This window comes from Anaerobacillus sp. QJM3NY_17, from assembly GCF_056173665.1.
The window spans coordinates 1,577,228-1,603,953 of sequence record NZ_CM149685.1; the positions used below are offsets into that span (position 1 = coordinate 1,577,228).

A 26,726-nucleotide genomic window follows, 5' to 3' on the forward strand; every position below is an offset into this window, starting at 1 on the left:
TGGGGAGAAGAAAGGGGATTGCCATCACGATGGAGGCAACTGAGCGTCAAACAAAGCATCGAAAAACAGCACTTGCTTTATCACTAATACCTGGATTCGGTCAGTTTTATAACAAGCAGATCCTCAAAGGACTTATGTTCTTCATCTTAACGGTTTCATTTGCCGTTGCTTTTGCTGACTTAATCAACATTGGATTATGGGGGATCGTTACCCTGGGGGAAAAGCTACCACGAGATCACTCCATCTTCTTGTTAACACAGGGAATTATCGCTGTCCTTGTTATCCTGATTGGATTGGTTATTTATTTCTTAAACCTAAGGGATGCATATTTGAATGGAAGAAATCGTGATCTAGGCATTCCCTTAAATTCTGTTAGAGAGCAATACCGTAATGTTTCTGAACAAGGGTTTCCTTACTTAATGCTATCACCAGGATTTTTCTTATTAATCTTTGTTGTTATTTTCCCGATATTGTTTGTTATTTTACTTTCGTTTACAAACTACGATCTCTACCATTCTCCACCAGCTAACTTAGTAGATTGGATTGGGATTCAAAACTATATTGATATATTTAAGCTAGACATCTGGCGCGATACTTTCATTGATGTATTCTCATGGACAATCGTATGGACATTTGTTGCAACAACAGGACAAATTGCCATTGGTATTTTTCTAGCCGTTTTGATGAACCAGAAAGACCTTAAATTTAAAGGCATCTTTAGAACAATCTTTATCTTGCCTTGGGCCGTACCAGCTTTCGTATCAATCCTTGTGTTTGCGGGGATGTTTAATGAGACGTTTGGTGCGATAAATAACGACATCTTAGCAGCGTTCGGTATCGATGCGATACCATGGCTTACAGAGCCATTTTGGACAAAAGTTGCTTTAATTCTTATACAGTTCTGGCTTGGATTCCCGTTTATTTTCGCTATGGTAACGGGTGTGCTTCAATCGATTCCAGATGAATTATATGAAGCTGCCACAGTAGATGGTGCGAATATCTGGCAGAAGTTTAGAGGAATCACGCTTCCAATGGTTCTTTTTGCAATCGCGCCAATTTTAATCACACAATATACATTTAACTTTAATAACTTTAACGTTATTTACCTGTTTAACGGTGGTGGTCCTGCCGTATCAGGTCAAACAGCAGGCTCTACTGACATTTTGATTTCGTGGATCTATAAGCTCACGTTTACGTCTGCGCAATATGGCAAAGCTGCTGCTATTACCATGATTCTATCAGCCATTGTTATAGGTGTAGCACTATGGCAGTTTAGAAGAACGAAATCATTCCAAGAAGAGGATATGATGTAATATGAGTCCAAAAATGCAGAATACCTTACGTTTAACACTGTCCTACATTGCCATCGCTATTGCTTGTGTCATCATCTTGTATCCAGTTCTATGGATTGTGGGGTCTTCCTTTAATCCCGGTGACAGTCTATCTGGATCATCCATTATCCCGAAGGATGCAACATTGGAGCATTACAAATCGTTATTTAATACGGCTGAAAGTGATTACTTGCTTTGGTATTGGAACACATTGAAGATTTGTATCATCACAATGATTCTAGCCGTAGCGATGATCTCCTGTATGGCTTATGCCTTCTCACGCTACCGTTTCGTCGGTCGTAAAAATGGATTAATGACTTTCTTAATTCTTCAAATGATCCCGAACTTTGCCGCACTTATTGCGATCTATGTATTAGCTTATACAACGGGTTTGTTAGATACGCACTTTGCGCTGATTCTCGTTTATACAGGTGGTTTACTGCCAATGAATACCTGGCTTGCTAAAGGATACTTTGATACAATTCCAAAAGAGCTTGATGAGTCAGCTCGAATCGATGGAGCGGGTCACTTTCGTATCTTCTGGCAAATCATATTACCACTTGCAAAACCGATTCTTGCTGTTGTAGCATTATTTAGTTTCATTACACCGTTTACGGATTTTATTCTTGCTCAAGTTATTCTTCGTAGTGAGGATAAATATACGTTAGCGGTTGGTCTTTACAAAATGATTTCTGATCAGTTCGGTAATGAGTTTACAACGTTCGCTGCAGGATCAGTATTGATTGCGATCCCAATTTCAATTTTATTCTTATCGCTGCAACGTTACTTTATATCTGGACTTACTGCTGGTGGAACGAAAGGATAGAGCAAGACGTGAGAAAGAAGAGGAAGAGGAGAGCTACTCTTGCAGCTTCTTTCTCTTTTTTTATCCTAATTCTTCGTTTAGAGAACTTTAATAGGTAGGATTGTTTCTCTATAGTAGATGTCATTTTCAATAGAAATCGTTTAAAATGAATCATTAGATAGTTAAGATAGATCAATTACTTATCATATGAAATGAACAAGCGAAAGCTTTGTATAGGAGGAAATCCCAATGGCAGTAACGATTAAAGATGTAGCGAAGCTTGCCAATGTTGCGCCATCGACGGTATCACGTGTGATCGCAAATAATCCACGAATTAGTGAGCAAACGAAACGTCGTGTAAGAGAGGCGATGGAAGAGCTTGGCTACCATCCTAACTATAATGCAAGAAGTCTAGCGAACCGGAGTACACAAACGATTGGCCTTGTCATGCCTAGTTCAGCAGATAAAGTATTACAGAACCCATTCTTTCCAGAGGTTCTTCGGGGGATTAGTACGAAGGCTCATGAAAAAGAATATACCTTATATATGTCCACTGGGGCAACAGAAGAAGAAATGCTAGAAGGCGTAATGGGGATGGTTCACGGGCGTAGAGTGGACGGTATAGTAATGCTTTATTCAAGAATCGACGATAAAATCATGACGTTTTTACAGGAACAAAATTTTCCGTTTACCGTTATTGGGAAGCCGCTAGTGAATCCAGATTCAATCACTCATGTCGATAATGATAACTATAGCGCGGCAAAAGATGTAACCGAGCATTTTATCGGCAAAGGTCATGAACGGATCGCATTTGTTGGAGGGAATTTAGATCTAGTCGTAACCGTGGAGCGGTTACACGGTTATGAAAAAGCCCTACAGGAAGCGGAAATCCCACTCCAAGACGATTATGTTGTTCATGTGGAGTTTCTAAAAGAAGGCGGACAGGAAGCGGTAATGGCATTATTTTCGTTAGAAAATCCTCCAACCGCGCTTGTTGTTGCAGATGATCTTATGGCCCTTGGTATCATGAGCAAGCTAGATGAGATGGGTCTTTCTGTTCCTGAAGATGTTTCCGTCATTAGTTTCAATAATGTGATGCTCGCTGAATATGCTAGTCCGCCGCTTACTTCTGTTGATATTAATATTTTTCAACTAGGTTATCAGGCTGTGAACTGTTTGCTAGAGAAAATTAGTGATCCTGAGTCAGGAAACAAACGTGTTTGTGTACCACACCAGGTTGTGGAGCGCTGGACAGTTAGGACAATTAACCAGAATGAGAGTATGAAATAGCCACGAAGGTGGCTATTTATTTTGGAGATTTTTTGAGAAGGGTGTTAAAAGGTTGAATTTAAGTAATGAAAAAATAAAACTTTGAACAAGCAGTCACTTGCCGTTCCAATTTACATTACTCCAACGTTTACTATTAGTAAGTGAATTTATTTAAATGGGGTGAGAATATGGGATGTTCAGGATGTGGTGGAAGTTATGCAGGAGGTGCATTTCCTAGACAAGGAGCACAGGGAATTCCAGGGCCTCCAGGTCCAGAAGGTCCAGAAGGCCCAGTAGGACCAGAGGGACCGTCAGTGACTTCAACGTCCGGATTTGCCGCTAATACTTCGAATGCTAATATAAATACCGATATTTTAGGGACGGATTTAAGTTTGCCGGATTCACAAAGTTTGCCACTAACGATAACTGTCGATGGCACTAATACTTTCTTTACAGTCCAAGAAGATGGAAGATATCGTCTTTCGTATCATATTAATCCAGAAGCTGCTTCTATCATTAATTCTAGAATAGTCGTAAATGGAGTGGAGTTACCACAAACTGTTATTTCTCCGACGGTAGCATCTACTAAATTTAGCGCAGAAGCCATAGTTTCTTTATTAGCTGGAGATGTTATTTCACTGCAACTATTTGGAGTGGCTACCTTAATTATACTAGATTCTGGCGTAGGGGCTTCTCTAACAATTATGAGAGTAGAATAATCGACTATATTTAATAAGAAACTTGCTAGATCATATTATTTTTGGCTCAATGCAATTGGTCATCACAGATCATAAATTAGCCCAAAGGCGGTCAATAGCTAATAGAAAAAGGATCGCGTGATTAGCACGGGATCCTTTTTAATATAGGATTAAATTAACATACAGTAGATATGGCCTGGTTACTAGTAGCGATTTTCCCACAGCTAAACTCGACTTCGGCTACATTAAGAACAAAACAGTTACACCGTTTCACAACAATCTGGAAGAAAATTGTAACGGTATCACCAACATCAATATCATCGAGGTCAATACCATATTGGGGATTACTACCCGGATATTGCACACCATCAATATACAAACTGTTCTCAATAAATTGGGTGCAAGCTGGAAGGTAATCAGTAAAGATTACGTTAATAGCGGGAACAACGCCATTATTTGTAATGGTGATCGTATACGAAAGCACGTCACGATAGGTGGAAAATGGCTTATCAACGGTTTTCACGATATCTAAAATGGCATCCCCCTCATCAATTTGAACGCCTAGTGCATTTGGCATATAAGCATCACCTGATGACGTGAAGCGGAAAACAGCCGTGGATTGGTTGTTCGGTAATAGGCCAGACCCACTGACGTTTGTAATATCCCATCCCTGTCTTCCAGCAACAATATTCGTTAATGTAAAAGGATCCTGGTTCCGGTTACCAAATGTACCACTCGTATCAAGATTTCCCGAATCATCATTAATTTGAGAGCCAAAAAAGTTTCCTACTGGGTTATTTGGTCCTGAGAGAAGGGTTAATGTACCTGCATCAGGCCCAAAAAGAGCTTGATCTCCTCCTATATTTGCGTCCCCTTCTTGAGCTGAGATGAGTAAACGGGCATCTACAGTACCTGAGGGAGGCGTCATAAACCCTGAAATCCCGATATCAATTGCAGGATTTAAAGGGTTAATAACAATCCCATCCGCACCGACAAATAAATTCAAAGATCGGTTTGGTAATGTACTATTCGCATAAACAACGGCGAGTGTCCATCCTGCATGGTTCGTATCAGCTGTGGAAGCTTGAAGAGGATCGACTAGTCCTGGTACCCCGCCTACGGTGTATGTACCAGCGCCAGCTGCTTGAACGATTGATGTAACATCATTGGAGCGCATGTAAAATCCTCGAGTATTTCCTCCGATGGTAAATGTTGGCTCATTACTAGTAGTTGGGTCGGGACTAATTGTGAAATCAGTCCCGCTTGGGTTCGTGAACGTAACAGAATTATCAATATCAGATGTAATGTCTTCGTTTACTGAAAGATAATTTCCTCCCCAGATTAATTCAGCATATAAAACGGAGCTTCCAGCTGGTAATACTAGATTAGCCTCTGAGTTATTTAAAGTATAATCCAGAGTGGTTCCTGGTGGAAAAGTTGGCACTTGAAGTGATGTATCGGTTGTAATAAATGCTCCGATACTTCCTTGAGTTCCAGCCTGGTTAGCATTTAGTAACTGACTTAATCCTAAAGTATTTCCTGTAAATGTCATGGCTCCACACGTTCGGGTGGAGTATCGATTGGTAAAAGCCATAATGACAACCCCTATTGAACATACGTGTTCAAATATAGTCTAAAATTGTATTCACTATACTATATGAATACAGTAAAAAGACGTATAAACTCTTGTCCAATTGAATCTTAAAAATCATTTTTTTATAGAGTGAATAATATAAAAAAACCTCCCAAAGGAGGTTTTAAGATGTTAAAAACTGTCCACCATTTATATGAATCGTTTGACCGGTCATATAAGAAGATCCATCAGAACCAAGAAGGACGTACGCCGCAGCTAATTCTTCTGGCTGACCCGGTCTTCCCATTGGTGTATTCGTTCCAAAGTTTTTCACTTTTTCTGCTGAGAAGGTGGAAGGGATAAGCGGTGTCCAAATAGGACCAGGTGCAACGCTGTTGACACGAATACCTTTTCCAACGAGCGACTTTGCGAGACTCCTTGTGAACGTTGTGATTGCACCTTTTGTACTAGAGTAATCGATCAGCTGATCATTGCCTTCATATGCGGTTACAGAGGATGTGTTAATGATTGCACTTCCTTTTTTAAGATGGGGAAGAGCGGCTTTCGTTAGGTGAAACATGGCAAAAACGTTGGTTCGGAATGTTTTTTCGAGCTGTTCTGCACTAATTTCTTCTATTCCCTGTTGGGGGTGCTGTTCTGCTGCATTATTAATTAAAATATCGAGCTGTCCGAAATGATCAATCACCTGTTTAATCACATCGTAAGCAAAGCTTTTACTCCCAATGTCTCCCGGCAACAATAAACATTCGCTTCCGATCTCTTCGATTTTTTGTTTCGTATGTTCCGCATCTTCATGTTCGTCAAGATAAACAATGGCGATTTTTGCTCCTTCTTTTGCATAAGCAATCGCAACGGCTTCGCCTATCCCACTATCTCCTCCAGTGATGAGTGCGACTTTATTCGTTAATTTTCCTGATCCTTTATAATCTTGGTCATCCATTATGGGCTTTGGATCCATTTCTTGCTGAGATCCTGGCTGATGATTTTGATGTTGTGCTGGTTGTCCATCCGTCTGTCTAAAATCTGGTCGCATGGGATAACTCCTTTCAAATTATATATGTAAGGAATTGCCAATCGGGAGAATTTCTAAACCTAAAGTCTGAGAATATAATGATGACATTTGCATTACATGATAAAATGAAACAAACCTATAATGTAGTTTGTGAGGCGAGAGGTATGAATTTTGATTTAAGAGAATCTGAATTTGAAGAACGGTTTGCGTCGTTTTTGGAACAAAGTCAGCCCGAAATTGTAGAAAAGTGGCTGCTTGGCGCAAAAATTTCTCAAGAGGATCCTTATTATGAAGAAATCATTAAGAATGGGAAACGAACGGTTGAACTTATCTCTCGTTATATTCGCCTTCAGGATGAAAGTTGGATTATGACATTAACTAAGAAAATTGCCAATGAGCGAATTGAAGCAAATGTTAATATTGGAGAGTTTATTGCGAATATTAATTTTGGGAGATCGGTTGTGATCTCTGTCTTAAACGAATCATCATTTGATAGAGACGAACTTTCGAAAGGTCTTCAAATCATTAATAATTACTTTAATGCCTATTCGTATCATTCAGTAACGGAATACACGAAGGTGAAAGATAATATCATTCATGATAAAAATAAGTTTATACAGGAAATGCATAGTGATCGTTTAACCATTCTTGGTCAGCTAGGTGCGAGCTTTGCTCATGAATTTCGCAATCCTCTTACCTCCATTAAAGGATTTTTGAAATTATTAGAAGATGATAGTGATGCTAATAACTCGATCGAGAAACACTATTTCGAAATCCTCAATAGCGAAATGAAAAGTCTAGAAGAGAAGGTAAGTCAATTTCTTTTCTTATCAAAAATGCGTGGGAGCGACGATCGTCCTCTATCATTAAATTTAAGTGGATTATTAAGATATACCATTGAAATTCTTTATCCAAGACTACTAGAATCAAATATAGAAGTGGAAACAGCCATTACTCCAGACATTCCACTGTTCGGTGTAGAAGAACAAATTAAACAAGTCATTCTTAATATTATGATTAACTCGATTGAAGAGTTAAATGAAAATAAAATCGATCATCGAAAAATTGAGCTGAGAGCAAAAGAAAACCATGGACGGATTACGATTGAAATCTCCAATAATGGCCGGCAAATTTCATCGCATCTTGTTGAAAGTATCTTTCAACCGTTCATTAGTACAAAAAAACTCGGAACAGGTCTTGGATTGTCTGTTTGCAAGCAAATTATTGAAAAGCACGAAGGTGTGATTTCAGTGCGATCAAATCCAGAACAAACAACTTTTGTAATTGAACTTCCAGTAATGGTTGACAAAGGTGTGAAAGAAGAGTAGCTTAATAGTTATCAAACTAACATTCAAAAAAGCTTTTTATATATCCACTAGGGGAGTCATTTATATGACTGAGACAGGATGTCCTGGACCCTTTGAACCTGATCTGGTTAGCGCCAGCGGAGGAAAGTGGAGACGGATGCCACCGCAGCCGCTCCATTTTTGGAGCGGCTTTTATACGTTTTGATTTCCTAAACGTGTAGAAGTAAGGAATGCTTACAAGTATTTCTAAATCTCCAAAAATGACGGAACAACGGCATTCAAGCTCCTTTCCTCTTCATCAGTTGGATGAAAAGCGGAGAGGAGTTTTTTTATGTCATTTACTGAACAGTTAAGAGAGGAAGCAGCACCAATTTTTGAAGCGATTTTTAACCATCCATTTGTGAGAGGAATTGCGGAGGGAAAGTTAGAGAAGGAACAGCTTGTTCACTATGTAAAGCAGGACTTTGAATATTTGAATACATTTGTTCGAATCTATGGCATTGCGCTATCAAAATGTGAAAACCGAGAAGAGATGGCACTTTTCACTGAACAAATATCATTTGTACTCCATAGTGAGGTTCATCCTCATAATAATTTGTGTCGAGCTGCAGGCGTCACTTATGAAGAGCTGCAAGGCTATCCCCTCGCCCCGACGGCACATCATTATACGAGGCATATGCTTGACGCTGCTCATTCAGGTACGCTCGGAGAAATCGTTGCAGCCCTTCTGCCATGCCCATGGACATACCTGGAGATTGGTCAGCGTTTAATGGAAGAGGTTAATCCTAAAGAAGATCATCCTTTTTATGATTGGATTACGTTTTACGGAGAGAAGTCAATGGAACCAGTGACGGATCAACTAAGAAAAATCCTCGATCAGTGGGCTGAGACGGCACCTGAAAGAGAATTAAAGCGAATCAAGGACTATTTCATTCTTAGCTGTCAGTTGGAATATGGTTTCTGGGAAATGGCTTATCAAGTAGAAGAGTGGCCTGTCTCCCTCCAAAAAGGTGAGCGAGTATGAAACGACTAAAGCTTTCGGACATTTTGATTACGATCGTGATTGCCCTTGTTTTTGGGATTATTTATAAACTGTGGGGACCGGTCTATAACATCTTTAAACCATTTGGTCTCCATATTGGTGATGTGATTTACGGGATGTGGTTTATTGCGGGTACAGTAGCAGTGCTTCTTCTTCGTAAGCCCGGTGTGGCACTACTTGCAGAAACGGCTGCAGCTTCTGGTGAATTTCTTGTTGGTTCTGAATATGGATTATCTGTTCTTCTATATGGAATTGTTCAAGGATTAGGAACGGAATTAATGTTTGCCTTATTTGGCTATAAACGATACACCGCATTTGTTGCGGCGCTTGGAGGGATTGCTGCTGCAGTAGGTTCCATTGTCATGGATGCTGCCTATGGGTATGTGATGGATCTTGCTCTATGGAATTTACTTCTTCTCATTGGTGCTAGGTTAATAGGTGGTTTTCTATTAGCTGGACTACTTGCTTATTTCCTTGTAGAGGCTCTAGAGAAAACGGGTGTTACTAGCTTAGTTAGACCAGCAAGTGATGAGGATTATAAGGCGTTAGATCAGTAAGGAGTGGTTATATGAAAGTAGGTGTATCAAACCTTCGTGTAAAATATGCGGGAGCGGACACACTGCTATTTAATCGGTTATCTCTTGAGATTGCAGAAGGGGAAAAGGTCTTATTTCTTGGTCCGAGCGGTTGTGGTAAATCAACTCTTCTTCAGATATTATCTGGTTTAATTCCAAATGCCGTTCCAGTGCCTATGAAGGCAGACGCCAAAAGTATACCAGCATCTTCAGGCGTTGTATTTCAAGATCCTGATTCTCAGTTTTGCATGCCATATGTGGATGAAGAGATGGCATTCGTATTGGAAAATCGTGCTGTCCCGCAACCTGAAATGGAAGGGTTAATTCGTCATTATCTTGAAAAGGTAGGTCTTTCCTTTAAGGATCCGCATATTGAGATTAGTTCACTTTCACAAGGGATGAAACAGCGACTAGCCATTGCCTCCATGCTTGCACTTGAGCCAGATGTAATCTTTTTGGATGAACCGACCGCGTTACTTGATCCTGCAGGTACCTCTGACGTATGGAAAACAATTAAACAACTTAATGCTACACAAACAATGATTATCGTTGAGCATAAGATTGATGAAGTAATTGATTTTGTTGATCGCATCGTCCTTTTTGATTCAGAGGGAAGGATTATTGCAGATGCTGACCCACAAAGTGTCTTCTCCTTTTATAAACATAAGATGAAGGAATATGGGATCTGGTATCCGGGCGTATGGGAAGAACATACAAATGAAAAAAAACTTCCTGCACCGTATGTTAAAGGGGAAGAAATTCTTGAGATTAAACAGTTAAAAGGGTATCGAGGCAAAATCCCAAAAATTGAAGTGCATAATGGATCAGCTCATGAAGGAGAATGGATTGTGGTTACCGGAAAGAATGGAGCAGGTAAAAGCTCCTTTCTTTTAAGTTTAATGAACGTGATGAAAACGACTGGGAAAAAGAGAGTAAAGAATCAGGAATTAAAATCGATCAAAGCTTCCCGTGAGCAGCTAGCTTTTGTTTTTCAAAATCCAGAATTTCAATTTGTCACGAATTCTGTCTATGATGAACTTGCTTATTCCCTTGAAATGATGGAAGACGCGGAAGTAGATCAAAAAGTAGGGCAGTGGCTTGAAGCATATGATCTTAAGCAAGTGCGAACTCTTCATCCGTACCAGCTTTCTACGGGTCAAAAAAGAAGGTTAAGCGTAGGAACGGCCATGTTTGGTACTCAACCGATCCTTTTGTTAGACGAACCAACATTTGGTCAGGATGCAAGTAATACGTTTAAGTTGCTAGCTTTATTTGAACAGTTAAGGTCAAAGGGAATGCTCATTATCATGGTGACGCATGATGAGAAGATTGTTCAAAATTATGGGACGAGAGAGTGGATCATTGAAGAGGGTAAGCTAACCGCTGATCGAGATCTTCTGAGAAGGGAAGAGAGGGAGCATCATGCAGTGGACTCTACAATATAAAGAAACATGGCTTCATCGTTTAAATCCTGCTTTAAAATTGGTGTTCATTTTAGCATTATTTATCCTTCTTTTGTTCGTTCACAATCCAAATTTGATTAGCAATGTAACAGTGGTTCCGCTCATTCTTGTCTTGTTTGCAACAGGACATCAGAAGAAAATACTAGCGATCTTAATGATTCCATTTTTGTTATTATTTTTCTCTAGTGCTTCTAGTATGATGTTCTTTGGTCAAGGGACAACAACTTGGTGGAAGTGGGGAATCGTTCATATTACAGAAGAGAGCTTCTTCCGAGGTCTTCACATCGGGTTTCGAGCTTTAAATTTCGCCTTGCTCGGACTTCTATTCGCTTTGACAACGAGGCCAGTATTTCTCTTCTATTCCCTCGTTCAACAGCTTAAAGTACCGCCTCGGTTTGCCTATAGCTTTATGGCGGCTGTTCGTATTCTTCCTGTTATGATGGAGGAATTCCAACAGTTAAGAGCCGCATTACTTATTAGAGGTATAAAAAAGAAAAAAGGGTTCGCTCGAATCATGCAGTCTGTGACACTTTATGCGGTGCCATTGCTTTCTCAAAGTATTCGTAGAGCTCATCGCATTGCAGTTGCCATGGAAGCGAAGCAGTTTAATAATAAGGAACGAACTTATTATTATAAACAGACCTTCTCTAGAGTTGATGCATATTTTATACTCTACATTATGGTAGGTTTTTCGGTTGCATTTTGGGTAGGCGCAACATTTCCTTACTTTAATATAACAGATGTTAGAAATTAAGAAACCGGCTGTTTAGCCGGTTTCTTTTCAATGCTTGATTTCTACAAGTGGTCAGTATCCTTAGAATACTGGTGTTTCCCGCCTTCACGGTTTTCTTCTTTTAACTTGTTTTTCAACATTCGTTTAGCATTATGATCAACTGCTTTTTTATTATTATCTTTTGTTGATGACACGTTATGTCCTCCCTTGGTGTCAGGATTTCCATGCACAATAATAGAGTACGCGATTACGCGACATCCTATGTAAAAGGAAGTTATTTATTTAAGAAAAACAAAGCAAGTGTTCCTGGTCCTGAGTGAGACCCAATCGTAGCGCCTACTTCATGAATGACAAAGTGCTCACTTCCATATGTCTCTTGAATCGCACTTTTTAATTTTTCAGCGCTTTCCAGGTCATCTCCATGTGAAATGCCGATTAATTGGGACTGAAGATTAACGCCGCGTTCCTGCATGATCTCAACCATACGCTTTGTGACTTTGTTTTTCCCACGAATTTTTTCAATCGGAACAAGTTTCCCGTCTTCAACGTGGAGCACTGGTTTGATTTTTAACATTCCACCAAAGAAGGCCGAGGCTTTGCTGACGCGACCGCCGCGCTGAAGGAACTCCAGGTCGTCTACTGTGAAAATGTGTTCCATGTGCGTTAAGTACTTGCTGTTTAAGCTTTCTAATATTCGCTCAAATCCTTCACCTTTTTCAGCAAGCTCAGCAGCGTGGATCGCCATGAGTCCGTAGCCGAGAGAAGCGGCTTTGGAATCAATGACCTCCATTTGTACGTCAGGGTATTCTTCCTGTACTTCATTTTTAATGATGGCAGCTGATTGGTATGTACCTGAAATACCAGATGATAGCGCAATATAAATAAAAGGCTGACCCATTTTAGCGTATTTCGCAAATGTCTCTCGTATCCGTGCTGGAGGAATTTGCGACGTTTTGGCCATTGTACCTTCTCGCAAGGTCTTGTATAACTCTTTTGCTTGGATCTCTTCACGATCATAATACTCCTGATCTCCGATAATGACCATTAGTGGCATGATGTCGATGTCGTGCTTTCGTACGAGATCCTCTGGCAAATCCGAGGCGCTATCTGTAATGATTTTAACTGTCATGGACGATCGTCCCTTCTTCATTTTTAAGTCGGTATGTAAATGAATGTTTGTTATAATCAAGTTTATCCCATTAGCAAAGAGGAAATCAATCCTATTGATGGGGTTGAATAGAAAACAGTTGACGTAGATTAGATAGTTTGATTAGATATACATGGCTTAGTAGATGTGGCTTTACCTAATCGTCACTTATAAAGATCGGATCCTGAAAGTGAATATTGTCAATTGGATCAGTCTCTACTTATATTCTGCAAACGAGTTAAATCTCTGTTTCAAAAAAGAAGGTGTTCTTATTGGAAGAAGTAAAAAAAATTATTGTGATTCTCTTAGGTGCGATCCTTGGTGCAGTTTCTCTGAACTTATTTCTTATCCCTGCCAATGTATATGCTAGTGGTTTTACTGGTATCGCACAGCTGATTTCTAGCGTACTAAGTGATTATACGCCAATTTCAATCTCAACGGGTATTTTACTTATGTTACTAAATATCCCTGTAGCTATACTGGGATGGAAGAAAGTGGGTAAGTCTTTTACATTGTATAGTATTATCAGTGTTGGAGCTACTACCTTTTTCCTTGAAATCATTCCAGTACAGGCTCTTTCAGAAGATATCCTGCTAAATGCAGTGTTTGGCGGAGTCATTGCAGCAATTGGTATCGGTTTTACATTAAAATGGGGGGCTTCCACCGGAGGAATGGACATCGTAGCCATGATTCTATCCCGCATGAAAGACCGTCCAATCGGTACGTATTTCTTCAGCATGAACGCGTTGATTATCCTCACTGCAGGGATGCTTTATGGCTGGGAAAAAGCTCTTTATACGCTCGTTACCTTATACGTATCATCTCGAGTAATCGACGTCATTCATACACGTCACGAAAAACTAACAGCAATGATCGTAACTTCCAAAGGAAATGAAATGCAAAAAGCTATTCATGACCGACTTGTTAGAGGAATCACAAAGCTCCCTGCAAAAGGTGCCTACAGAGGAGAAGACAAAGAAATGCTCATGATCGTCGTCACACGCTATGAACTATACGACCTCGAGCACATCATCCAAGACATCGACCCAACCGCCTTCACCAACATAGTCAACACCACAGGCATCTTCGGATTCTTTAGAACGGATGGTTAAGAAAAGCGGAAGTGAGCGTTTAGGGACGACAAGCGCTGGAGGCCCTTCATTTGAACACGGTTTTTGTGTTCGGATGAAGGGCTGAAGCGATCGAGTCCCTGCTCACTGCAGCTAGACAAGAAAAGCGGAGCGGGCCTGCCTAAATCCGCAGGATGTTGGAGCCCAAGAGATTGAGACGATCTTTGTCTCATTCGATTGGGCGAAACAGCCGAAGGATTTGGCCCGCGCAGCTAGACAAGAAAAGCGGAGACGAGCGTTTAGAAACGGAGATATTGGAGCTCTTGAACTAGAACACGCCCTTTGTGTTCCCCAGTAAATGATTGAAATATCTCCCTACTACTTAACAGCAAGAAAAAAAGTTCCTCGGATATCCGAGGAACTTTTTTCTATGCGTTATTAGAGATTGTTTCTTTTACTTCGGGAAGTAATGTATCCCAATCTGCCTCTGGCATCTTATTAATTGTAATAAAATCCTGGTATCCAAATACATTATCAACACCTTCTAATTTTAGAAGTGCAGCAGCCATTTGGTGATCGGGATTGTCATTCTTCTTGAAAGAATGGCTTGAAGTTCCTTCGAAAAGCTGTTGGTCTGCCGTGATTTTAATAGCATTTGGGTTTGGTGTACGATCTACGCGTAATTCCATTTTATAAACGCCTCCTTTCTCTACCATCTCTTAGTGTATCAGAAACAACTCTTGCAGCAAATAACCTTTAAGAAGAGAAGGTAAACCCGTATCTTTTTGAAATAATGTCATGGAAACCGAGAGAATTGTAAAGGTGTTTTGTAACAGCGTTATGAATTCCTGTCTCAAGTTCTATGCCCTTAATCCCTTCATTCTCAGCCCAATAAATCACATGAAGTAGTAATTTCCTACCAATACCTCTATTTCGTGCATCTGGATCAACAAATAATTCATTTAACCAAATATATGGACCACCACTAGAGAGGCTGACGCCGATATTAAAAAACGCGACCCCAAGGACTTCGTCATCAGACTCTGCGACAACGATTCGTGATGCTGTCTGTTCATCAAGAGCAAGCTTTACTCCTTTAACGAGTTTATCGTAGCTTCCATCTTGCTCAGAACGAGTAATTTGCTTCATTAATAACTTTGAAACCTTTTCAATCATGTCTTCATCTGTCTGGCTGGATAATTGATACACATTCATTACCGTTCCACCTCCGTCATACTGTTTCGACTTCAAACACTTCAATCCCTTTTTAAGGAGGTTTGAATAAAGTTTTTAATTAATTTCAAGATATTTGAAACATTCAGCCTTTTCTATTCGTCTATATAGAGTAAGAAAGGAGCTAATACATTGAATTTAATTTTTTCATGGAGCTCTGGGAAGGACAGCGCCATAGCTTTATTCGATTGTTTAAAGCAATCACATCTTCAAGTGAAAGGATTATGGACAACCATCAACGAAACAAATGGTGCCATTCCTTTTCATGGCGTACATACAGCGTTGCTTGAAAAGCAGGTAGCTGCTATTGGTCTGCCTCTAACGATAACCAATTTACCAGATAACTGTACGAATAAGCAATACGAGAAGCTTGTTAGCAATCAATATAAGGTGTTTAAAGAAGCAGAAATAGAAGGGGTCGTATTCGCTGATTTATTTCTAGATGATATTCGTCATTATCGGGAAACGCTTTTACAGGAATGCAAACTGAAGGGCATATACCCATTGTGGCAACATTCCACTCTACATACGGCAAAAAGATTCATCGCGACAGGTTTTAAAGCAGTGATTACAACAGTTGATCAGTCAAAAATATCTCCTGATTGGGTAGGGAAACCATTTGATGATAACTTTCTTCAATCCCTTCCAAATGACGTGGATCCGTGCGGTGAAAATGGAGAATTTCATACGTTTGTATGGAACGGCCCAATTTTTGAAAAAGAAGTGATAGTTGAAATTAAAGAGATAGTAGAGCAAGGCAATTTTCGAACAGCCATTTTGAAGAACTGGTAACAACGGAACGAAAGGGGGAGGAAAGATATGCCTGTACTTGTTTGTTTTGGCGACTGCCTGACAGCGAGGGAAGTAGATGATAAAGGGAACGAACGTCTTACATCAAGGATAAGAGGGGCTCTTGATGAATGGATCGTGATTAATGCAGGTTCAACCCCAACTTCTAGAGAAGGGGTATCGCGTTTTCAGTCTGATGTTCTCAGCTACAAACCGGATTATGTAACCATTTTCTTTGGAACGCAAGAAGCTTGTTTAGGACAAAGTTCAGATTTGAGTGAGTTTGAAAGAAATATTGAGTACATGGTTAATAATCTCCCTTCAGAACGGGTTATTCTTATTTCACCATCACCAGTGATGAATGAAGGAAATGTCTCAATGACGAATCAAAAAATAGAGGGTTATGCTGATCGAATTAAACATTTAGCAAATAAGCTTGGAACAAGACATATTGATCTCTGGCAATTGATTCGAGAAAATAAGAAAAGTAAAATGCTTTATGAAAAAGACGGTCTCCAGCTAAATGCAAAAGGATATAAGCTGATAACGAAAGAAGTACTGAATTCGCTTGGCAGGCGAACAAAATTTAAACCGGTCATAAAACTTTTTTAAATGTATAATAACGTTAGATGAATGCATTTCCACGAAGAAGAAACCCGTCGCACATGACGGGTTTCTTCTTCGTGGAAACTAAAAGGGTTTATTGGATGATTCATGGCTAAGTTCTTGTATAACTGCCTGGTAAGATGTGAGCTGTTCTTTTTCTGCGCTTGTAGATTGGTGAAAAGCTGCAGAAAGATTATTTTGGGCCACATCGATTTGGTTTTGCAACTCTGGATGACCTGCAGCCATTTGCTCCGCTTTTGCAACGGCTTCTCGAGCAAGCTGAAAATGACGATTACCCATCGTTATTCACCACCTGACAAATTTTCTTGTTGTTGTTTCTTACGTTGTTCATTGCTTAAGCTTGTCAGGTCGTGTTGGTCCATGTTTTGGACAACTCGATCCGCACCTTCTTTTACCATTCTCTTTGTTTTACTATTCTTTGCCATGATTAATCCCTCCCTTTCTTTTATAGGATGAGTTCATCGATCAGTAATTATTCGATCTTCATCCTGATTTCATTAAACAAAAAAAGACAGCTTAGGATAGCTGTCTTTTATCAGGTAGGATAATGTTTAGCCTTTCTTCAAGGAAGGAAGCAACACCATCTTCTTCATTAGTCATCGTGATTTCGTTAGATATATTTTTTAATTCAGTAATCGCATTGCCCATCGCCACGCCAGTTCCAGCATATTCGATCATTTCAAGATCGTTATCTTCATCCCCGAAGGCAATAATTCTTTCTTGAGGGACATTGAAATGCTCGGCTAACCGTTTAAGCCCTACTGATTTGTTTAATCCTGCTCGAACAATCTCAATAATGTTTAAAGGAGCAGCCCAAACGCGATGCTCGATCATCTCTGCGTGATGCTCTTTTAACATTGAGCGAAGATCAGCGAGCTGCTGTTCATGTGGATGAATGAGAAGAGATGTAGGATCATCTTTAAGGTTTTTGTGAATCTCACCTGTATAGATAGAGGATTCGTTCATAATCATATTTTGCATAATCAGCTCATCATGCTGATGCAAATAAACATCATCCAACACTTCGGCCATGATGTTTTTTACGTTAATTTCACTACAAGAAGAGACGATCGATCTAGCCGTATTTAATTCCATTGGTGAATGATACGTCCCGAAAGAGCGATCAAGAGGGTGATGAACAAAAGCTCCATTGAAATTAACAATTGGAGAATCAAGTGCCAATTCATTGTAATAGCGCACGCTTGCTCGATAAGGCCTTCCTGTTGCGATGGCAACATGGTGTCCCTGTCTTCTAGCTTCGGCAATAACGGATTTAGTGCGTTCAGAAATATTCTTTTCGCTGTTTAACAACGTGCCATCAAGATCAATTGCGATTAGATGCGGTTTAGTTGTCATAGAAGCTCCTTTGAAAAGTGTCATTTGGTGTTTACATACTAATTGTACATGGCATCCATATATGTGTCTATTTAGGAATATTAAAATTTTGACAAGAATGTTAAAAGGATATGATAGCCGTTTGAGGAATTGTTAAGAAGGGTACACTTTAACTATCATTCCATTGGAGGTGGCAGTCGATTATGACTAAGAAACAGACATTGCTAATATCAAGTATTGCGGCAGGGACAATCGGCATTTCATCCTATTTACTTAAGGATGAAGAGAAGAGAACGAAATTAAAATCAAAAGCTAACGGTTTTCGTAAGCAAGTGACTAAGAAGTTTAACGATACCTTACCAATTGAGAAGGCGGGTAATCCAACAACACCGGATCAGTCAGATGACAGTGGAGATAGCAAGATGGTGTATGAGGGATCACAGTTTCCAACTCAATACTACAATAAGCTTGAAAATATGAAATCAGTAGAAAAAAGTCACGAACAGCAAATCAAAAATTAACAAACGGAACATGCAAGCGACTGCTTGCATGTTTTTTATGTTTCCTAGGCTCTTCTTAAATTTCTCAATCAACTATATGAGTGGTACGATAGAGGAGAATAATGGTTGCTAAAGGAAAGGAGCAAGATGATGATAACAATTGTTAATGAATACATAGAGAATATACCTGTCTTACACATAGTGGACGCTAACCTTGCTGAAGATAAGTTGCCATTAGTTATGTTCCAACATGGATTTACTAGTGCAAAAGAACATAATCTTCACATCGCTTATCTTCTAGCAGGCGAAGGATATCGCGTTCTTCTGCCTGATGCTGTGCATCATGGTGAACGTGAAGACGACCTATCAGGGAAAAAGAGGCAATATGTGTTTTGGGAAATTGTGATACAAAGCTTAACCGAACTTGATCAACTAAGGCAGCATTTTGTGGATCGGAACCTCGTTCAAGAAGACCGAATCGGTATGTCTGGTACATCCATGGGCGGAATCCTTACATTTGGTGCCCTTACACAGTATCCGTGGATTAAAGCCGCCGTCTCTTTAATGGGCTCACCTTCTTATTTCAAATTAGCGAATGCACAAATACGTTATTTAAAGGAAGAAGGGTTTAGTCTCCCTATCTCTGAAGAAGAGATGATAATACAAATTGAAGGATTGCAGTCCTATGATCTTTCTCTTCAAGAAGATAAACTTGATGGTCGTCCACTAATGATGTGGCATAGTACAGTCGATAAAGTTGTTCCTTATACCCTTACCTACGATTTCTATAACCAGATTAAACCGCTCTATGAAGGGGCAGAAGACCGCCTGAAGTTTATTAAAGATGAGACTTCTGGCCATAAAGTTTCACGTGAAGCTGTCCTTGCTTTAGTGGATTGGTTTAAAACTCATTTATAGAATTAAGGCTTTTCGGTTTAAGTTAAACCTCAATTTGTTATAATGAAGGTTGGAAGTACATGTATGAAAGGAGAGAATGCTATGTCTGAACAAACAGATCAAGAAATGAGAGATAAATTATTTGAAGCTCTTGAGAATGTTATTGACCCTGAGCTTGGGATAGACATCGTGAATCTTGGCCTCGTATACGAAGCCGATCTAAATGATGAAGGTGTTGCACAAGTCGTTATGACATTAACAGCAATGGGTTGCCCATTAGCTGGTACAATTGTTAACGATGTAAAGCGCGCGCTATCTGACGTGGAAGAAGTGAACGATGCGGATGTTAACATCGTTTGGAACCCACCATGGTCAAAAGATAACATGTCACGCTATGCAAAAATTGCGTTAGGCATTAGATAATGAAAGTAGGAAAGGAAGAGGGGCTCCTCTTCCTTTTTTTAATTTTGGGTATGAGTAATCGCTAAAGTAAGCGAGGATGAGAGAATGACGTTTTCTATTCCGTTCGTTCCACAATGATCTTGTCATTAATCATATTCCAAATAGCAGGGTCTTCCATACCCAATCTCCATAGCGCTACGCCCTGGACACCAAGTTCATTAGCTAAGCGGATTTTTGCTTCAATGCTTTGTTCATTTTCAAACCAAACTTCGTGCTGATTTCCTTCTTCATCTTTATATCTGAAAAATGGCGTTTGACGCTCTTCGTCAAATTGAACTTCTGCATTGTGTTTCTTTTTCAATTTCATTGCCATGTCATAAGTGACATAAGTGCTTTTATCCGTATCAAGATTGAAATCAAACCCAAATACAGAGATAGCGGATACTAATTTCTCAGGGGGGATTCTCGTTTTAGCATAAGTCATTACTTTTTTCATCCACCCGGCCGTTACTGCAGGACCAGCTGGACTGCCAGGCCAGCCAAATTCGTTATAGAGCATCACGATAAATTGATCAACAGCTTTACCAATTTCAGCATAGTTAAATGGGTCTGAAAATGGATTCACTAATTCATCTGATGCTCTCGATGGAACGCTTGCTGAAAAGAAATATCCTTTCTTATGAAGCTCTTCCCCGATCGTCTGATAGAGAAGCGTCAGTTTATCCGCATCTTCGATATAAACATCCTCTATGTCGATGTCAACTCCATCAAAATTATACTTCTCAATTAATTTAACTAAGTTTAAAGCAAATCCGCGACGATTTTCTTCACTTGAAACGAGTGTTTGAACAACCTTTTTACTCGGTTCGGTATCGCCTTTTTTGTATAGCAGATTATGAACAACCGGCATAATTTTGATGTTTTGATCATGAGCCAGTTGAACGAGTTTCTCGATCTCTCTATCGCTAAACTTCCCAAACTTCTCAATCGTTGTTGGATTTGACTCGCTAATTCGAAACAGAAATAAAGCAAGTTGAGATAGGGCAGAACGGTTTGACACGAACGACTTATACGAAGAAGGAAGGGATGGACCTTCTTCAAGCGTATAGTATCCGATAATTCTTGATACTGGCAACTCATCACCATATGCATTAAAGGTAACGAGACTATCGGAGATCCATCCGTTCGTGCCATCATATAGCTGCACTTTGTACCAGTTACCTTGAATGCCTTCGACAGCGAGCTTAGCCCCCGTTCTCATCTGAGCAATGATGTTATACCCTTTACCAGGACCAGTTCTGACATTCGCCCGATCTGCCTTTACGACAACTTCTGTATATACTGGAATTTTAAGCGTTTGGCCAATGGAAAGGTCATCTGTCGTTAAGTCGTTTAATACTTTGATACTCTTCGGTGTTGTATTGTTGTTCACTGCAATTTGATAAAGGCTATCTCCAGCTTTTACTGTATAGTTGATTCGCATTGAGCGGTTTGCCGGAATATCAAGGTGCTGACCAACGTAGATGAGGTTAGATGGCAGTTGATTTAATTCTTTTACTTCTTCAACAGGAATTTGAAAGCGATCGGATATGCTTAACAATGTATCTCCGGGTTGAACTGTGTAAGATGGATAATCAGTTGCAGAAGGAATCCGTAGCATTTGACCTACATAGATAATATTTGAGTTCAGCTGATTGATTTGTTTGAGTTCATTGACAGATTGGTTATGAGAATCCGCAATTCTAAGCAGTGTATCGCCTGGCTTTACCCGATATTGATTTTGAGGCATGATCATCACTCCTTTCCATATAAGATGCATCACTAACAATCTATTCAGTGCAGTGTCTATTCATTCGAATTTTACTTCTAGAGTCTTGATCTTTGTTACAATGAAGAGGAAAATCATAACAGATGGAGATGAGATGATGGTAGAGAGAAGGAAGCCAATCACTGTAGAAGAAGCTGTTCAAAAAGTGATGAACCTCTCTTATGAAGGGGAAATCGAAACGGTTCCGCTAGAAGAAAGCGACGGACGTCATCTCGGTGTTGCTTTGAAAGCCGATCATGATGTTCCACCGTTTGATCGTTCCCCATATGATGGGTTCGCTATAAGAGCAGAAGATACATACGAAGCAGGAAGAGACAACCCAATTCAATTAAAAGTAATTGAAGAAATAGGAGCAGGAACGGTTGCATCAAAAGTTCCAGAAAGAAATGAAGCGATCCGGATTATGACAGGAGCAGCAATACCAGAAGGAACGAATGCTGTGATCATGCTTGAGCTTGTTCAAGAAGTGGAGGAGGATGGTCAGTCATTTATCCAGTTGAAACGAAAAGTAGCGAAAGGCGACAACCTTTCCTTACAAGGAGAAGATACAAAAGCAGGTACAGTATTGATTGAGAAAGGTTCACGGATTACACCTGGAGTGAAAGCGCTTCTTGCCACATTTGGCTATGCGAATGTGCCCGTTGCTCGTAAACCACAAGTTGGGATATACGCTACTGGTACAGAGCTATTGAACCCTGAAGAAGCTCTTCAACCAGGAAAAATTCGTAATAGCAACTCCCCAATGATTGAAGGTCAAGTTAAAGCCGCTGGAGGCGTACCGCTTTATTTTGGAAAGCTCGATGATGACTTTGAGACGTGTTTTACTTCTGTAAAAGAAGCGTTAAGTAAAGTCGATTTTCTCATTACAACAGGAGGCGTTTCTGTAGGGGATTATGATTATCTTCCTGCTATTTATGAAAAATTAGGGGCAACCGTCTTATTTAATAAAGTAGGCATGAGACCAGGAAGTGTAACGACTGTAGCAGAATGGAATGGTAAACTCTTGTTCGGTCTTTCTGGTAATCCTTCCGCTTGTTTTGTAGGATTTGAATTATTCGCAAGACCAATCATCAAGCGTGCCCTTTTCTCGGAATTCCCTTATCGTATGAGAAGTAAAGGAACGTTACTAACTGATTTTCCTAAACCGAATCCGTTTACCAGGTTTGTACGAAGTAAGACAGAGGAAAGGGAAGGGCGTATTTATGTGAAGCCAACGGGTCTTGATAAATCCGGAAGCGTGACGTCACTTGCTGAAGCCAATGCTTTCACGGTACTACCCGGTGGAACGCGAGGATTTAAAGCGGGTGATATCGTTGATCTCCTTCTTTTACGCGAGGAAGGATCTGAGTCCTAATGAGAATACCAATCTTACAAGTAATCGGTTATCAAAATAGCGGAAAAACGCTTTTTGCGGAGAAATTTATAGAAATGGCTACCTCAGCTGGTAAGAAGGTTGGCGTTATTAAGCATCACGGACATGGTGCTCCTGACGTCTGTGATCAGAATAAAGACACGGGGCGTCATCGCGAGGCTGGTGCTACAGTGACCGGAGTTAGCGGTGGCGGAATGGTATCCGTTCAAGTAACGCAAGAAAATGAGTGGAATCTTAATCAGTTAATACGATTATATGAAATGTTTGATGTTGACCTTATTCTTATAGAAGGCTATAAAGAGGAAAGCTATCCTAAGGTTGCTATTATAAGAGATGCTGAAGATCTTGATCTTTTAGAAAAAAGCCATATTATTGGAACAATTGTAAAAGAGCAGCTCGATGTGGTTGTGAAGAATAGCTATCAATATGATGAAATGGATCGTTGTATAAATGATGTATTGAAGGGTTTAAGGAGAGATTGAAAATGGAATATTACTTAATTACTTCTGAAGAAATAGATGTAAATAAGGTGATTAGTAGTGTAATCCGTCCTGAGGCTGGGGCGATCAACACGTTTATTGGAACAGTAAGAGAATTTACTGGTGAGAAGCAAACGGTCTCGCTACAGTATGAAGCTTATCCTTCTATGGCAGAAAAACAGTTGAAACGAATCGGTGTAGAAATTCGTGAGAAGTGGCCAACAGTCCAAACTTCTATTGTGCATCGAATCGGTAAATTAGCAATTAGTGACATTGCCGTTGTGATTGCTGTCGCTTCCCCACATCGCGCTGAAAGTTATGAAGCCAGTCGCTATGCGATTGAGCGTATAAAGGAAATCGTGCCAATTTGGAAAAAAGAGTACTGGACCGACGGGGAAGAGTGGATTGGTGATCAGCTTGAAAAGACCTCATACAAAAATAAATGACCAAAGGAGGAAAAGAAATGATTACTGTTCTTTTCTTTGCCAAACAGCAGGAGCAAATCGGGAAGGAAAAGCTAGAACGATCGGAATCACAGCTTGTTGTTTTTGAGCTGAAACAAATTCTGATGAACGATTATCCAGATCTTTCTCTTGATCATACGATGACGGCGATTAATGAAGAATACGCGGCAGAAGATCAGGTTGTAAACGATCAGGACGTTGTTGCGTTTATTCCTCCGGTTAGTGGAGGGTGAGTGAAGAACACCCGACTGGGTGTTTTTTTATTTTGAGATTTTATTGGTGAGAGGGGATGTGACAGCTGGGAAGGTGATGTTTTGGGCTTTTAGATGAACACAAAAAGCGTGTTCTAGTTCAAGAGCTCCAATATCTCCGTTTCTAAACGCTCGTCTCCGCTTTTCATGTCTAACTACGACTCGCAGAAACTGCGATATTTCACTCTTTCACCAGAACACAAAGGGCGTGTTCTAGTTCAAGAGCTCCAATATCTCCGTTTCTAAACGCTCGTCTCCGCTTTTCATGTCTAGCTGCGCGGGCCAAATCCTTCGGCTGTTTCGCCCAATCGAATGAGACAAAAAGCGTCTCAATCTCATGGGCTCCAACATCCTGCGGATTTAGGCAGGCCTGCTCCGCTTTTCATGTCTAGCTGCAGTGGGCAGGGTCTCGATCGCTTCACCCCATAAAATGAACACAAAAACCGTGTTCTTTTTATGGGCTTCCAGCGCTTGTCGACCCTAAACGCCCACTTCCGCTTTTCGTGTCTAGCTACGACTCGCAGAAACTGCGATATTTCACTCTTTCACCAGAACACAAAGGGCGTGTTCTAGTTCAAGAGCTCCAATATCTCCGTTTCTAAACGCTCGTCTCCGCTTTTCATGTCTAGCTGCAGCGCCCAGCCTCTCGATCGCTTCACCCCATAAAATGAACACAAAGAACGTGTTCTTTTTATGGGGCTCCAGCGCTTGTCGAGGCTAAACGGGCGCTTTCGCTTTTCTTATAACCTACATATCGTTATTGGGCAGTCTTCGCAGTGGATGGCGCAGCGGAGGAATTCTAGGTTGTGGATGGTGATTTTGCTGTGGGTGACGGAGACGATGTCGGCTTTTTTGAGTTCACTTAGGATGCGGTTGACGCTTTCTCTTGTTAGGCCGCAGAAGTTGCCTAGCTCCTGATTTGTGAGAGGGAGGTCGATGAGTATGTCATCTTTTTGTTGAACGCCATATGTATTGGATAGTCGAATGAGAGTGGAGTAGAGTGCTCCTTTTTTTCCGTGTAGGAGTAGATCTCGGAATTTTGATTGGTTTTTCCTGAAGTTTTCTCCCATGAATTTCATGAATTCTGTGGCGAGCAGGGCGTTTGTTGTTAGAGTCTTTTCAAGGTGAGCTTGTTTCACAAAGGTTGCTTGTACGTCATCTACAGCCCATGCGTTGGAGGAGAAGTTTAATTGGCCAGTGTAGAGCGCAAGTTCGCCAATAAGATCACCTGGTTGACAGATTTGTAGCGTTAATTCTCTACCTTCAGATGTGAGCTTATTTAAACGTACGTTTCCAGATCTTATAAGAAGAAGACGGTCCGCTTTCATTCCATCCATATAAAGGGGCTCGTCTTTTTGAAACGAAATGGATTCGCCTTCTTCAGCAATCCACTTTTTTAGTGGGTCTGATGTAATCGTAACTTCTTTCATTTTCATCCTCCTTTGATCATTTTTTTCTATTATCCCATGTAATCCTTTCTTATCACAACCAACATTTCCTTTTATCCGAAGGGAATTTGTTAGGGCAAATAAAAAAACCGGCGATAGCCGGTTAGAAAATAAGGACAAGTGCGCCCACGATAAAGCAATAGATAGAGAAATAAATTAAGTTTCCTCGCGCCATAATATTCATAAACCATTTCAATGAATAGTAAGAAGCTGTAAGAGATAGAAGGAAGGCGACGATATATGGTATAAGCATGTCACCAAATTGGAGATCCCCAATGCTAAGGATCATTGAACCTACGCTTACAGGTATGAATAATAGGAACGAAAACCTTAGAGCTGTTTCTTGTTTCATTCCAAGTCCCATGGCCGCTACGATTGTTGCACCAGAGCGACTAATACCAGGGATTAAAGCGACAGCTTGTGCCAAACCTACAATAAGGGCATCTTTGATACTAAGTCCAGCTTCGCCTTTGGAGCCACGAAGGTTACGAATGAGCCAAAGTGCGATACCTGTAATAATGAGAGTAGCTCCAACAACTTTAATGCCCTTCAGTTCTTCTCCAATAAAGTCATCGAACAAAATACCAAGAACAGCGGCAGGAATAGTTGCAACAACAAGATAGACGATAAACATAAATTCGCTTTTTGACTCTTCTTCCCGAGAGACAACGTATCGTATTCCATGAGAAGTGAGGCGAATAAGGTCATTGCGATAAATAAGAAGAACCGCAAGTAAGGAGGCAAAATTCATTAAGATTTCAAAACTAAGTCCTTCAATGTCTAAATTAAAAAATTTTTGCGCTATGACAAGGTGTCCACTTGATGAGATTGGAATGGGTTCAGTGAAGCCTTGAAGTAAACCAAGAAATGCATACTTAAGTAGTTCCAACAGTTCCATGAGTAATGTTCCTCCAGTAATGGTTACAAGATAAATTGACACATGTAACCATTAAACACCAGTCCTTCCATTTTTGTAAAGGGAATTTTGTATGTCAGGTTACATAAAACATTATTCGATGATGAATGCTGATAAAGGGGGCAAAAGTTGATGAGTG

31 protein-coding genes, 1 pseudogene and 1 riboswitch are annotated in these 26,726 nt (G+C 40.2%); of the genes and pseudogenes, 19 read left to right on the forward strand and 13 right to left on the reverse strand.

The window, feature by feature from the left end; translation table 11 throughout:
* Positions 1-29: 29 nt before the first annotated feature.
* The 4 genes from AC0VYV_RS08440 (at position 30) to AC0VYV_RS08455 (ending at position 4,124) form a co-directional block, all read left to right on the forward strand.
* Positions 30-1,313 carry a carbohydrate ABC transporter permease gene (locus AC0VYV_RS08440; protein ID WP_194222272.1) on the forward strand — a complete coding sequence of 428 codons (1,284 nt, stop codon included), beginning with the start codon at positions 30-32 and terminating at the stop codon, positions 1,311-1,313.
* 1 nt (position 1,314) lies between these two features.
* Entirely contained in the window at positions 1,315-2,157 is an 843-nt protein-coding gene (locus AC0VYV_RS08445; protein ID WP_226612558.1) for a sugar ABC transporter permease, read from the forward strand.
* 228 nt (positions 2,158-2,385) lie between these two features.
* A complete protein-coding gene (locus AC0VYV_RS08450; RefSeq protein ID WP_475374743.1) occupies positions 2,386-3,426 on the forward strand; it encodes a LacI family DNA-binding transcriptional regulator in 1,041 nt (346 codons plus the stop codon).
* A 167-nt stretch (positions 3,427-3,593) separates the two neighbouring features.
* Positions 3,594-4,124, forward strand: coding sequence for a BclA C-terminal domain-containing protein (locus AC0VYV_RS08455; protein ID WP_475373646.1), 531 nt, complete (start codon positions 3,594-3,596; stop codon positions 4,122-4,124).
* A gap of 154 nt (positions 4,125-4,278) precedes the next feature.
* On the opposite strand, the gene AC0VYV_RS08460 is transcribed toward AC0VYV_RS08455, so the two are convergent.
* From AC0VYV_RS08460 to AC0VYV_RS08470, 3 genes and pseudogenes are all read right to left on the reverse strand, one after another.
* A complete protein-coding gene (locus tag AC0VYV_RS08460) occupies positions 4,279-5,031 on the reverse strand; it encodes a DUF11 domain-containing protein (RefSeq protein ID WP_475374883.1) in 753 nt (250 codons plus the stop codon).
* A 210-nt stretch (positions 5,032-5,241) separates the two neighbouring features.
* Positions 5,242-5,697, reverse strand: a pseudogene (locus AC0VYV_RS08465) (hypothetical protein); the annotation flags it as partial.
* Between the two features lie 163 nt (positions 5,698-5,860).
* Positions 5,861-6,730 carry an SDR family oxidoreductase gene (locus tag AC0VYV_RS08470; protein WP_475374744.1) on the reverse strand — a complete coding sequence of 290 codons (870 nt, stop codon included), beginning with the start codon at positions 6,728-6,730 and terminating at the stop codon, positions 5,861-5,863.
* 143 nt (positions 6,731-6,873) lie between these two features.
* Here AC0VYV_RS08470 and AC0VYV_RS08475 point away from each other — a divergent pair, with 143 nt between their 5' ends.
* From AC0VYV_RS08475 to AC0VYV_RS08495, 5 genes are all read left to right on the forward strand, one after another.
* Entirely contained in the window at positions 6,874-8,037 is a 1,164-nt protein-coding gene (locus tag AC0VYV_RS08475; protein ID WP_430246617.1) for a histidine kinase N-terminal domain-containing protein, read from the forward strand.
* 39 nt (positions 8,038-8,076) lie between these two features.
* Positions 8,077-8,179: riboswitch (TPP riboswitch) on the forward strand.
* Positions 8,180-8,347: 168 nt separating this feature from the next.
* Positions 8,348-9,040: a thiaminase II gene (tenA, locus tag AC0VYV_RS08480; protein WP_283152375.1), complete on the forward strand. Its 693-nt coding sequence runs from the start codon at positions 8,348-8,350 to the stop codon at positions 9,038-9,040.
* Positions 9,037-9,615 carry an ECF transporter S component gene (locus AC0VYV_RS08485; RefSeq protein ID WP_194221156.1) on the forward strand — a complete coding sequence of 193 codons (579 nt, stop codon included), beginning with the start codon at positions 9,037-9,039 and terminating at the stop codon, positions 9,613-9,615. The genes tenA and AC0VYV_RS08485 overlap by 4 nt, the downstream gene beginning before the upstream one ends.
* Positions 9,616-9,626: 11 nt before the next feature.
* Entirely contained in the window at positions 9,627-11,078 is a 1,452-nt protein-coding gene (locus AC0VYV_RS08490) for an ABC transporter ATP-binding protein (RefSeq protein ID WP_475373647.1), read from the forward strand.
* Positions 11,056-11,850 carry an energy-coupling factor transporter transmembrane component T family protein gene (locus tag AC0VYV_RS08495; protein ID WP_475373648.1) on the forward strand — a complete coding sequence of 265 codons (795 nt, stop codon included), beginning with the start codon at positions 11,056-11,058 and terminating at the stop codon, positions 11,848-11,850. Before AC0VYV_RS08490 ends, AC0VYV_RS08495 begins: the two co-directional genes overlap by 23 nt.
* A 41-nt stretch (positions 11,851-11,891) precedes the next feature.
* Here the strand turns inward: AC0VYV_RS08495 and AC0VYV_RS08500 are convergent, their stop codons facing one another.
* Both AC0VYV_RS08500 and AC0VYV_RS08505 read right to left on the reverse strand, forming a co-directional pair.
* Positions 11,892-12,023, reverse strand: a complete 132-nt coding sequence (locus AC0VYV_RS08500) for a DUF3941 domain-containing protein (protein ID WP_226612574.1) — start codon at positions 12,021-12,023, stop codon at positions 11,892-11,894.
* Between the two features lie 80 nt (positions 12,024-12,103).
* Complete coding sequence (locus tag AC0VYV_RS08505) at positions 12,104-12,958, reverse strand: DegV family protein (RefSeq protein ID WP_430246622.1); 855 nt, start codon at positions 12,956-12,958, stop codon at positions 12,104-12,106.
* 281 nt (positions 12,959-13,239) lie between these two features.
* On the opposite strand from AC0VYV_RS08505, the gene AC0VYV_RS08510 reads away from it, so the two are divergent.
* Positions 13,240-14,088: a YitT family protein gene (locus AC0VYV_RS08510; protein WP_194221161.1), complete on the forward strand. Its 849-nt coding sequence runs from the start codon at positions 13,240-13,242 to the stop codon at positions 14,086-14,088.
* A gap of 386 nt (positions 14,089-14,474) precedes the next feature.
* Here AC0VYV_RS08510 and AC0VYV_RS08515 read toward each other — a convergent pair whose 3' ends face one another.
* Together AC0VYV_RS08515 and AC0VYV_RS08520 are read right to left on the reverse strand one after the other, a co-directional pair.
* On the reverse strand, positions 14,475-14,735 hold the full coding sequence (locus AC0VYV_RS08515; RefSeq protein ID WP_430246623.1) for a NifU N-terminal domain-containing protein: 261 nt from the start codon (positions 14,733-14,735) through the stop codon (positions 14,475-14,477).
* A gap of 67 nt (positions 14,736-14,802) precedes the next feature.
* Positions 14,803-15,261, reverse strand: a complete 459-nt coding sequence (locus AC0VYV_RS08520; RefSeq protein WP_475368850.1) for an N-acetyltransferase family protein — start codon at positions 15,259-15,261, stop codon at positions 14,803-14,805.
* Between the two features lie 150 nt (positions 15,262-15,411).
* Here AC0VYV_RS08520 and AC0VYV_RS08525 point away from each other — a divergent pair, with 150 nt between their 5' ends.
* Positions 15,412-16,071, forward strand: coding sequence for a Dph6-related ATP pyrophosphatase (locus tag AC0VYV_RS08525; RefSeq protein WP_475368851.1), 660 nt, complete (start codon positions 15,412-15,414; stop codon positions 16,069-16,071).
* Between the two features lie 27 nt (positions 16,072-16,098).
* Entirely contained in the window at positions 16,099-16,680 is a 582-nt protein-coding gene (locus AC0VYV_RS08530; protein WP_194221165.1) for an SGNH/GDSL hydrolase family protein, read from the forward strand.
* Between the two features lie 78 nt (positions 16,681-16,758).
* Here the strand turns inward: AC0VYV_RS08530 and AC0VYV_RS08535 are convergent, their stop codons facing one another.
* The 3 genes from AC0VYV_RS08535 to AC0VYV_RS08545 form a co-directional block, all read right to left on the reverse strand.
* Positions 16,759-16,974, reverse strand: coding sequence for a DUF3813 domain-containing protein (locus tag AC0VYV_RS08535; RefSeq protein WP_194221166.1), 216 nt, complete (start codon positions 16,972-16,974; stop codon positions 16,759-16,761).
* A gap of 2 nt (positions 16,975-16,976) precedes the next feature.
* Positions 16,977-17,120 (reverse strand): hypothetical protein, encoded by a 144-nt coding sequence (locus AC0VYV_RS08540; protein WP_194221167.1) that lies wholly within the window; start codon positions 17,118-17,120, stop codon positions 16,977-16,979.
* Positions 17,121-17,211: 91 nt separating this feature from the next.
* Positions 17,212-18,051 (reverse strand): Cof-type HAD-IIB family hydrolase, encoded by an 840-nt coding sequence (locus AC0VYV_RS08545; RefSeq protein WP_475367169.1) that lies wholly within the window; start codon positions 18,049-18,051, stop codon positions 17,212-17,214.
* A 182-nt stretch (positions 18,052-18,233) separates the two neighbouring features.
* Between AC0VYV_RS08545 and AC0VYV_RS08550 the strand changes: the two genes are divergently transcribed.
* From AC0VYV_RS08550 to AC0VYV_RS08560, 3 genes are all read left to right on the forward strand, one after another.
* Positions 18,234-18,551 (forward strand): hypothetical protein, encoded by a 318-nt coding sequence (locus tag AC0VYV_RS08550; RefSeq protein ID WP_475374745.1) that lies wholly within the window; start codon positions 18,234-18,236, stop codon positions 18,549-18,551.
* A gap of 129 nt (positions 18,552-18,680) precedes the next feature.
* Positions 18,681-19,448, forward strand: a complete 768-nt coding sequence (locus AC0VYV_RS08555) for a prolyl oligopeptidase family serine peptidase (protein ID WP_475374746.1) — start codon at positions 18,681-18,683, stop codon at positions 19,446-19,448.
* An 81-nt stretch (positions 19,449-19,529) separates the two neighbouring features.
* Positions 19,530-19,850: a metal-sulfur cluster assembly factor gene (locus tag AC0VYV_RS08560; protein WP_194221171.1), complete on the forward strand. Its 321-nt coding sequence runs from the start codon at positions 19,530-19,532 to the stop codon at positions 19,848-19,850.
* Between the two features lie 94 nt (positions 19,851-19,944).
* Here AC0VYV_RS08560 and AC0VYV_RS08565 read toward each other — a convergent pair whose 3' ends face one another.
* Positions 19,945-21,618, reverse strand: coding sequence for a LysM peptidoglycan-binding domain-containing protein (locus AC0VYV_RS08565; protein WP_475367171.1), 1,674 nt, complete (start codon positions 21,616-21,618; stop codon positions 19,945-19,947).
* 136 nt (positions 21,619-21,754) lie between these two features.
* Between AC0VYV_RS08565 and AC0VYV_RS08570 the strand changes: the two genes are divergently transcribed.
* Genes AC0VYV_RS08570 through moaD form a run of 4 tightly spaced genes read left to right on the forward strand, consistent with a single transcriptional unit; the run spans position 21,755 to position 24,205 of the window.
* On the forward strand, positions 21,755-23,011 hold the full coding sequence (locus AC0VYV_RS08570) for a molybdopterin molybdotransferase MoeA (protein WP_475369052.1): 1,257 nt from the start codon (positions 21,755-21,757) through the stop codon (positions 23,009-23,011).
* Positions 23,011-23,511, forward strand: coding sequence for a molybdopterin-guanine dinucleotide biosynthesis protein B (gene mobB, locus AC0VYV_RS08575; protein WP_475374747.1), 501 nt, complete (start codon positions 23,011-23,013; stop codon positions 23,509-23,511). Before AC0VYV_RS08570 ends, mobB begins: the two co-directional genes overlap by 1 nt.
* Positions 23,512-23,513: 2 nt before the next feature.
* Entirely contained in the window at positions 23,514-23,954 is a 441-nt protein-coding gene (locus AC0VYV_RS08580; protein ID WP_430246926.1) for a molybdenum cofactor biosynthesis protein MoaE, read from the forward strand.
* Between the two features lie 17 nt (positions 23,955-23,971).
* Positions 23,972-24,205: a molybdopterin converting factor subunit 1 gene (gene moaD / locus AC0VYV_RS08585; protein ID WP_475373651.1), complete on the forward strand. Its 234-nt coding sequence runs from the start codon at positions 23,972-23,974 to the stop codon at positions 24,203-24,205.
* A 758-nt stretch (positions 24,206-24,963) separates the two neighbouring features.
* On the opposite strand, the gene AC0VYV_RS08590 is transcribed toward moaD, so the two are convergent.
* Complete coding sequence (locus AC0VYV_RS08590; RefSeq protein ID WP_475374748.1) at positions 24,964-25,653, reverse strand: Crp/Fnr family transcriptional regulator; 690 nt, start codon at positions 25,651-25,653, stop codon at positions 24,964-24,966.
* Positions 25,654-25,774: 121 nt separating this feature from the next.
* A complete protein-coding gene (locus tag AC0VYV_RS08595) occupies positions 25,775-26,569 on the reverse strand; it encodes an undecaprenyl-diphosphate phosphatase (RefSeq protein ID WP_430242131.1) in 795 nt (264 codons plus the stop codon).
* Positions 26,570-26,726: the final 157 nt, after the last annotated feature.

What these genes read in the sequence shown, in the direction of transcription:
- AC0VYV_RS08595 (WP_430242131.1), bottom strand. Translation starts at nt 26,569, where the DNA reads ATGGAACTGTTGGAACTACTTAAGTATGCATTTCTTGGTTTACTTCAA.
- mobB (WP_475374747.1), top strand. Translation starts at nt 23,011, where the DNA reads ATGAGAATACCAATCTTACAAGTAATCGGTTATCAAAATAGCGGAAAA.
- AC0VYV_RS08495 (WP_475373648.1), top strand. Translation starts at nt 11,056, where the DNA reads ATGCAGTGGACTCTACAATATAAAGAAACATGGCTTCATCGTTTAAAT.
- AC0VYV_RS08560 (WP_194221171.1), top strand. Translation starts at nt 19,530, where the DNA reads ATGTCTGAACAAACAGATCAAGAAATGAGAGATAAATTATTTGAAGCT.
- AC0VYV_RS08535 (WP_194221166.1), bottom strand. Translation starts at nt 16,974, where the DNA reads ATGGGTAATCGTCATTTTCAGCTTGCTCGAGAAGCCGTTGCAAAAGCG.
- AC0VYV_RS08545 (WP_475367169.1), bottom strand. Translation starts at nt 18,051, where the DNA reads ATGACAACTAAACCGCATCTAATCGCAATTGATCTTGATGGCACGTTG.
- AC0VYV_RS08565 (WP_475367171.1), bottom strand. Translation starts at nt 21,618, where the DNA reads ATGCCTCAAAATCAATATCGGGTAAAGCCAGGCGATACACTGCTTAGA.
- AC0VYV_RS08590 (WP_475374748.1), bottom strand. Translation starts at nt 25,653, where the DNA reads ATGAAAGAAGTTACGATTACATCAGACCCACTAAAAAAGTGGATTGCT.
- tenA (WP_283152375.1), top strand. Translation starts at nt 8,348, where the DNA reads ATGTCATTTACTGAACAGTTAAGAGAGGAAGCAGCACCAATTTTTGAA.
- AC0VYV_RS08540 (WP_194221167.1), bottom strand. Translation starts at nt 17,120, where the DNA reads ATGGCAAAGAATAGTAAAACAAAGAGAATGGTAAAAGAAGGTGCGGAT.
- AC0VYV_RS08475 (WP_430246617.1), top strand. Translation starts at nt 6,874, where the DNA reads ATGAATTTTGATTTAAGAGAATCTGAATTTGAAGAACGGTTTGCGTCG.
- AC0VYV_RS08580 (WP_430246926.1), top strand. Translation starts at nt 23,514, where the DNA reads ATGGAATATTACTTAATTACTTCTGAAGAAATAGATGTAAATAAGGTG.
- AC0VYV_RS08470 (WP_475374744.1), bottom strand. Translation starts at nt 6,730, where the DNA reads ATGCGACCAGATTTTAGACAGACGGATGGACAACCAGCACAACATCAA.
- AC0VYV_RS08460 (WP_475374883.1), bottom strand. Translation starts at nt 5,031, where the DNA reads ATGACGCCTCCCTCAGGTACTGTAGATGCCCGTTTACTCATCTCAGCT.
- AC0VYV_RS08445 (WP_226612558.1), top strand. Translation starts at nt 1,315, where the DNA reads ATGAGTCCAAAAATGCAGAATACCTTACGTTTAACACTGTCCTACATT.
- AC0VYV_RS08515 (WP_430246623.1), bottom strand. Translation starts at nt 14,735, where the DNA reads ATGGAATTACGCGTAGATCGTACACCAAACCCAAATGCTATTAAAATC.
- moaD (WP_475373651.1), top strand. Translation starts at nt 23,972, where the DNA reads ATGATTACTGTTCTTTTCTTTGCCAAACAGCAGGAGCAAATCGGGAAG.
- AC0VYV_RS08505 (WP_430246622.1), bottom strand. Translation starts at nt 12,958, where the DNA reads ATGACAGTTAAAATCATTACAGATAGCGCCTCGGATTTGCCAGAGGAT.
- AC0VYV_RS08555 (WP_475374746.1), top strand. Translation starts at nt 18,681, where the DNA reads ATGATAACAATTGTTAATGAATACATAGAGAATATACCTGTCTTACAC.
- AC0VYV_RS08550 (WP_475374745.1), top strand. Translation starts at nt 18,234, where the DNA reads ATGACTAAGAAACAGACATTGCTAATATCAAGTATTGCGGCAGGGACA.
- AC0VYV_RS08455 (WP_475373646.1), top strand. Translation starts at nt 3,594, where the DNA reads ATGGGATGTTCAGGATGTGGTGGAAGTTATGCAGGAGGTGCATTTCCT.
- AC0VYV_RS08450 (WP_475374743.1), top strand. Translation starts at nt 2,386, where the DNA reads ATGGCAGTAACGATTAAAGATGTAGCGAAGCTTGCCAATGTTGCGCCA.
- AC0VYV_RS08530 (WP_194221165.1), top strand. Translation starts at nt 16,099, where the DNA reads ATGCCTGTACTTGTTTGTTTTGGCGACTGCCTGACAGCGAGGGAAGTA.
- AC0VYV_RS08520 (WP_475368850.1), bottom strand. Translation starts at nt 15,261, where the DNA reads ATGAATGTGTATCAATTATCCAGCCAGACAGATGAAGACATGATTGAA.
- AC0VYV_RS08490 (WP_475373647.1), top strand. Translation starts at nt 9,627, where the DNA reads ATGAAAGTAGGTGTATCAAACCTTCGTGTAAAATATGCGGGAGCGGAC.
- AC0VYV_RS08485 (WP_194221156.1), top strand. Translation starts at nt 9,037, where the DNA reads ATGAAACGACTAAAGCTTTCGGACATTTTGATTACGATCGTGATTGCC.
- AC0VYV_RS08440 (WP_194222272.1), top strand. Translation starts at nt 30, where the DNA reads ATGGAGGCAACTGAGCGTCAAACAAAGCATCGAAAAACAGCACTTGCT.
- AC0VYV_RS08570 (WP_475369052.1), top strand. Translation starts at nt 21,755, where the DNA reads ATGGTAGAGAGAAGGAAGCCAATCACTGTAGAAGAAGCTGTTCAAAAA.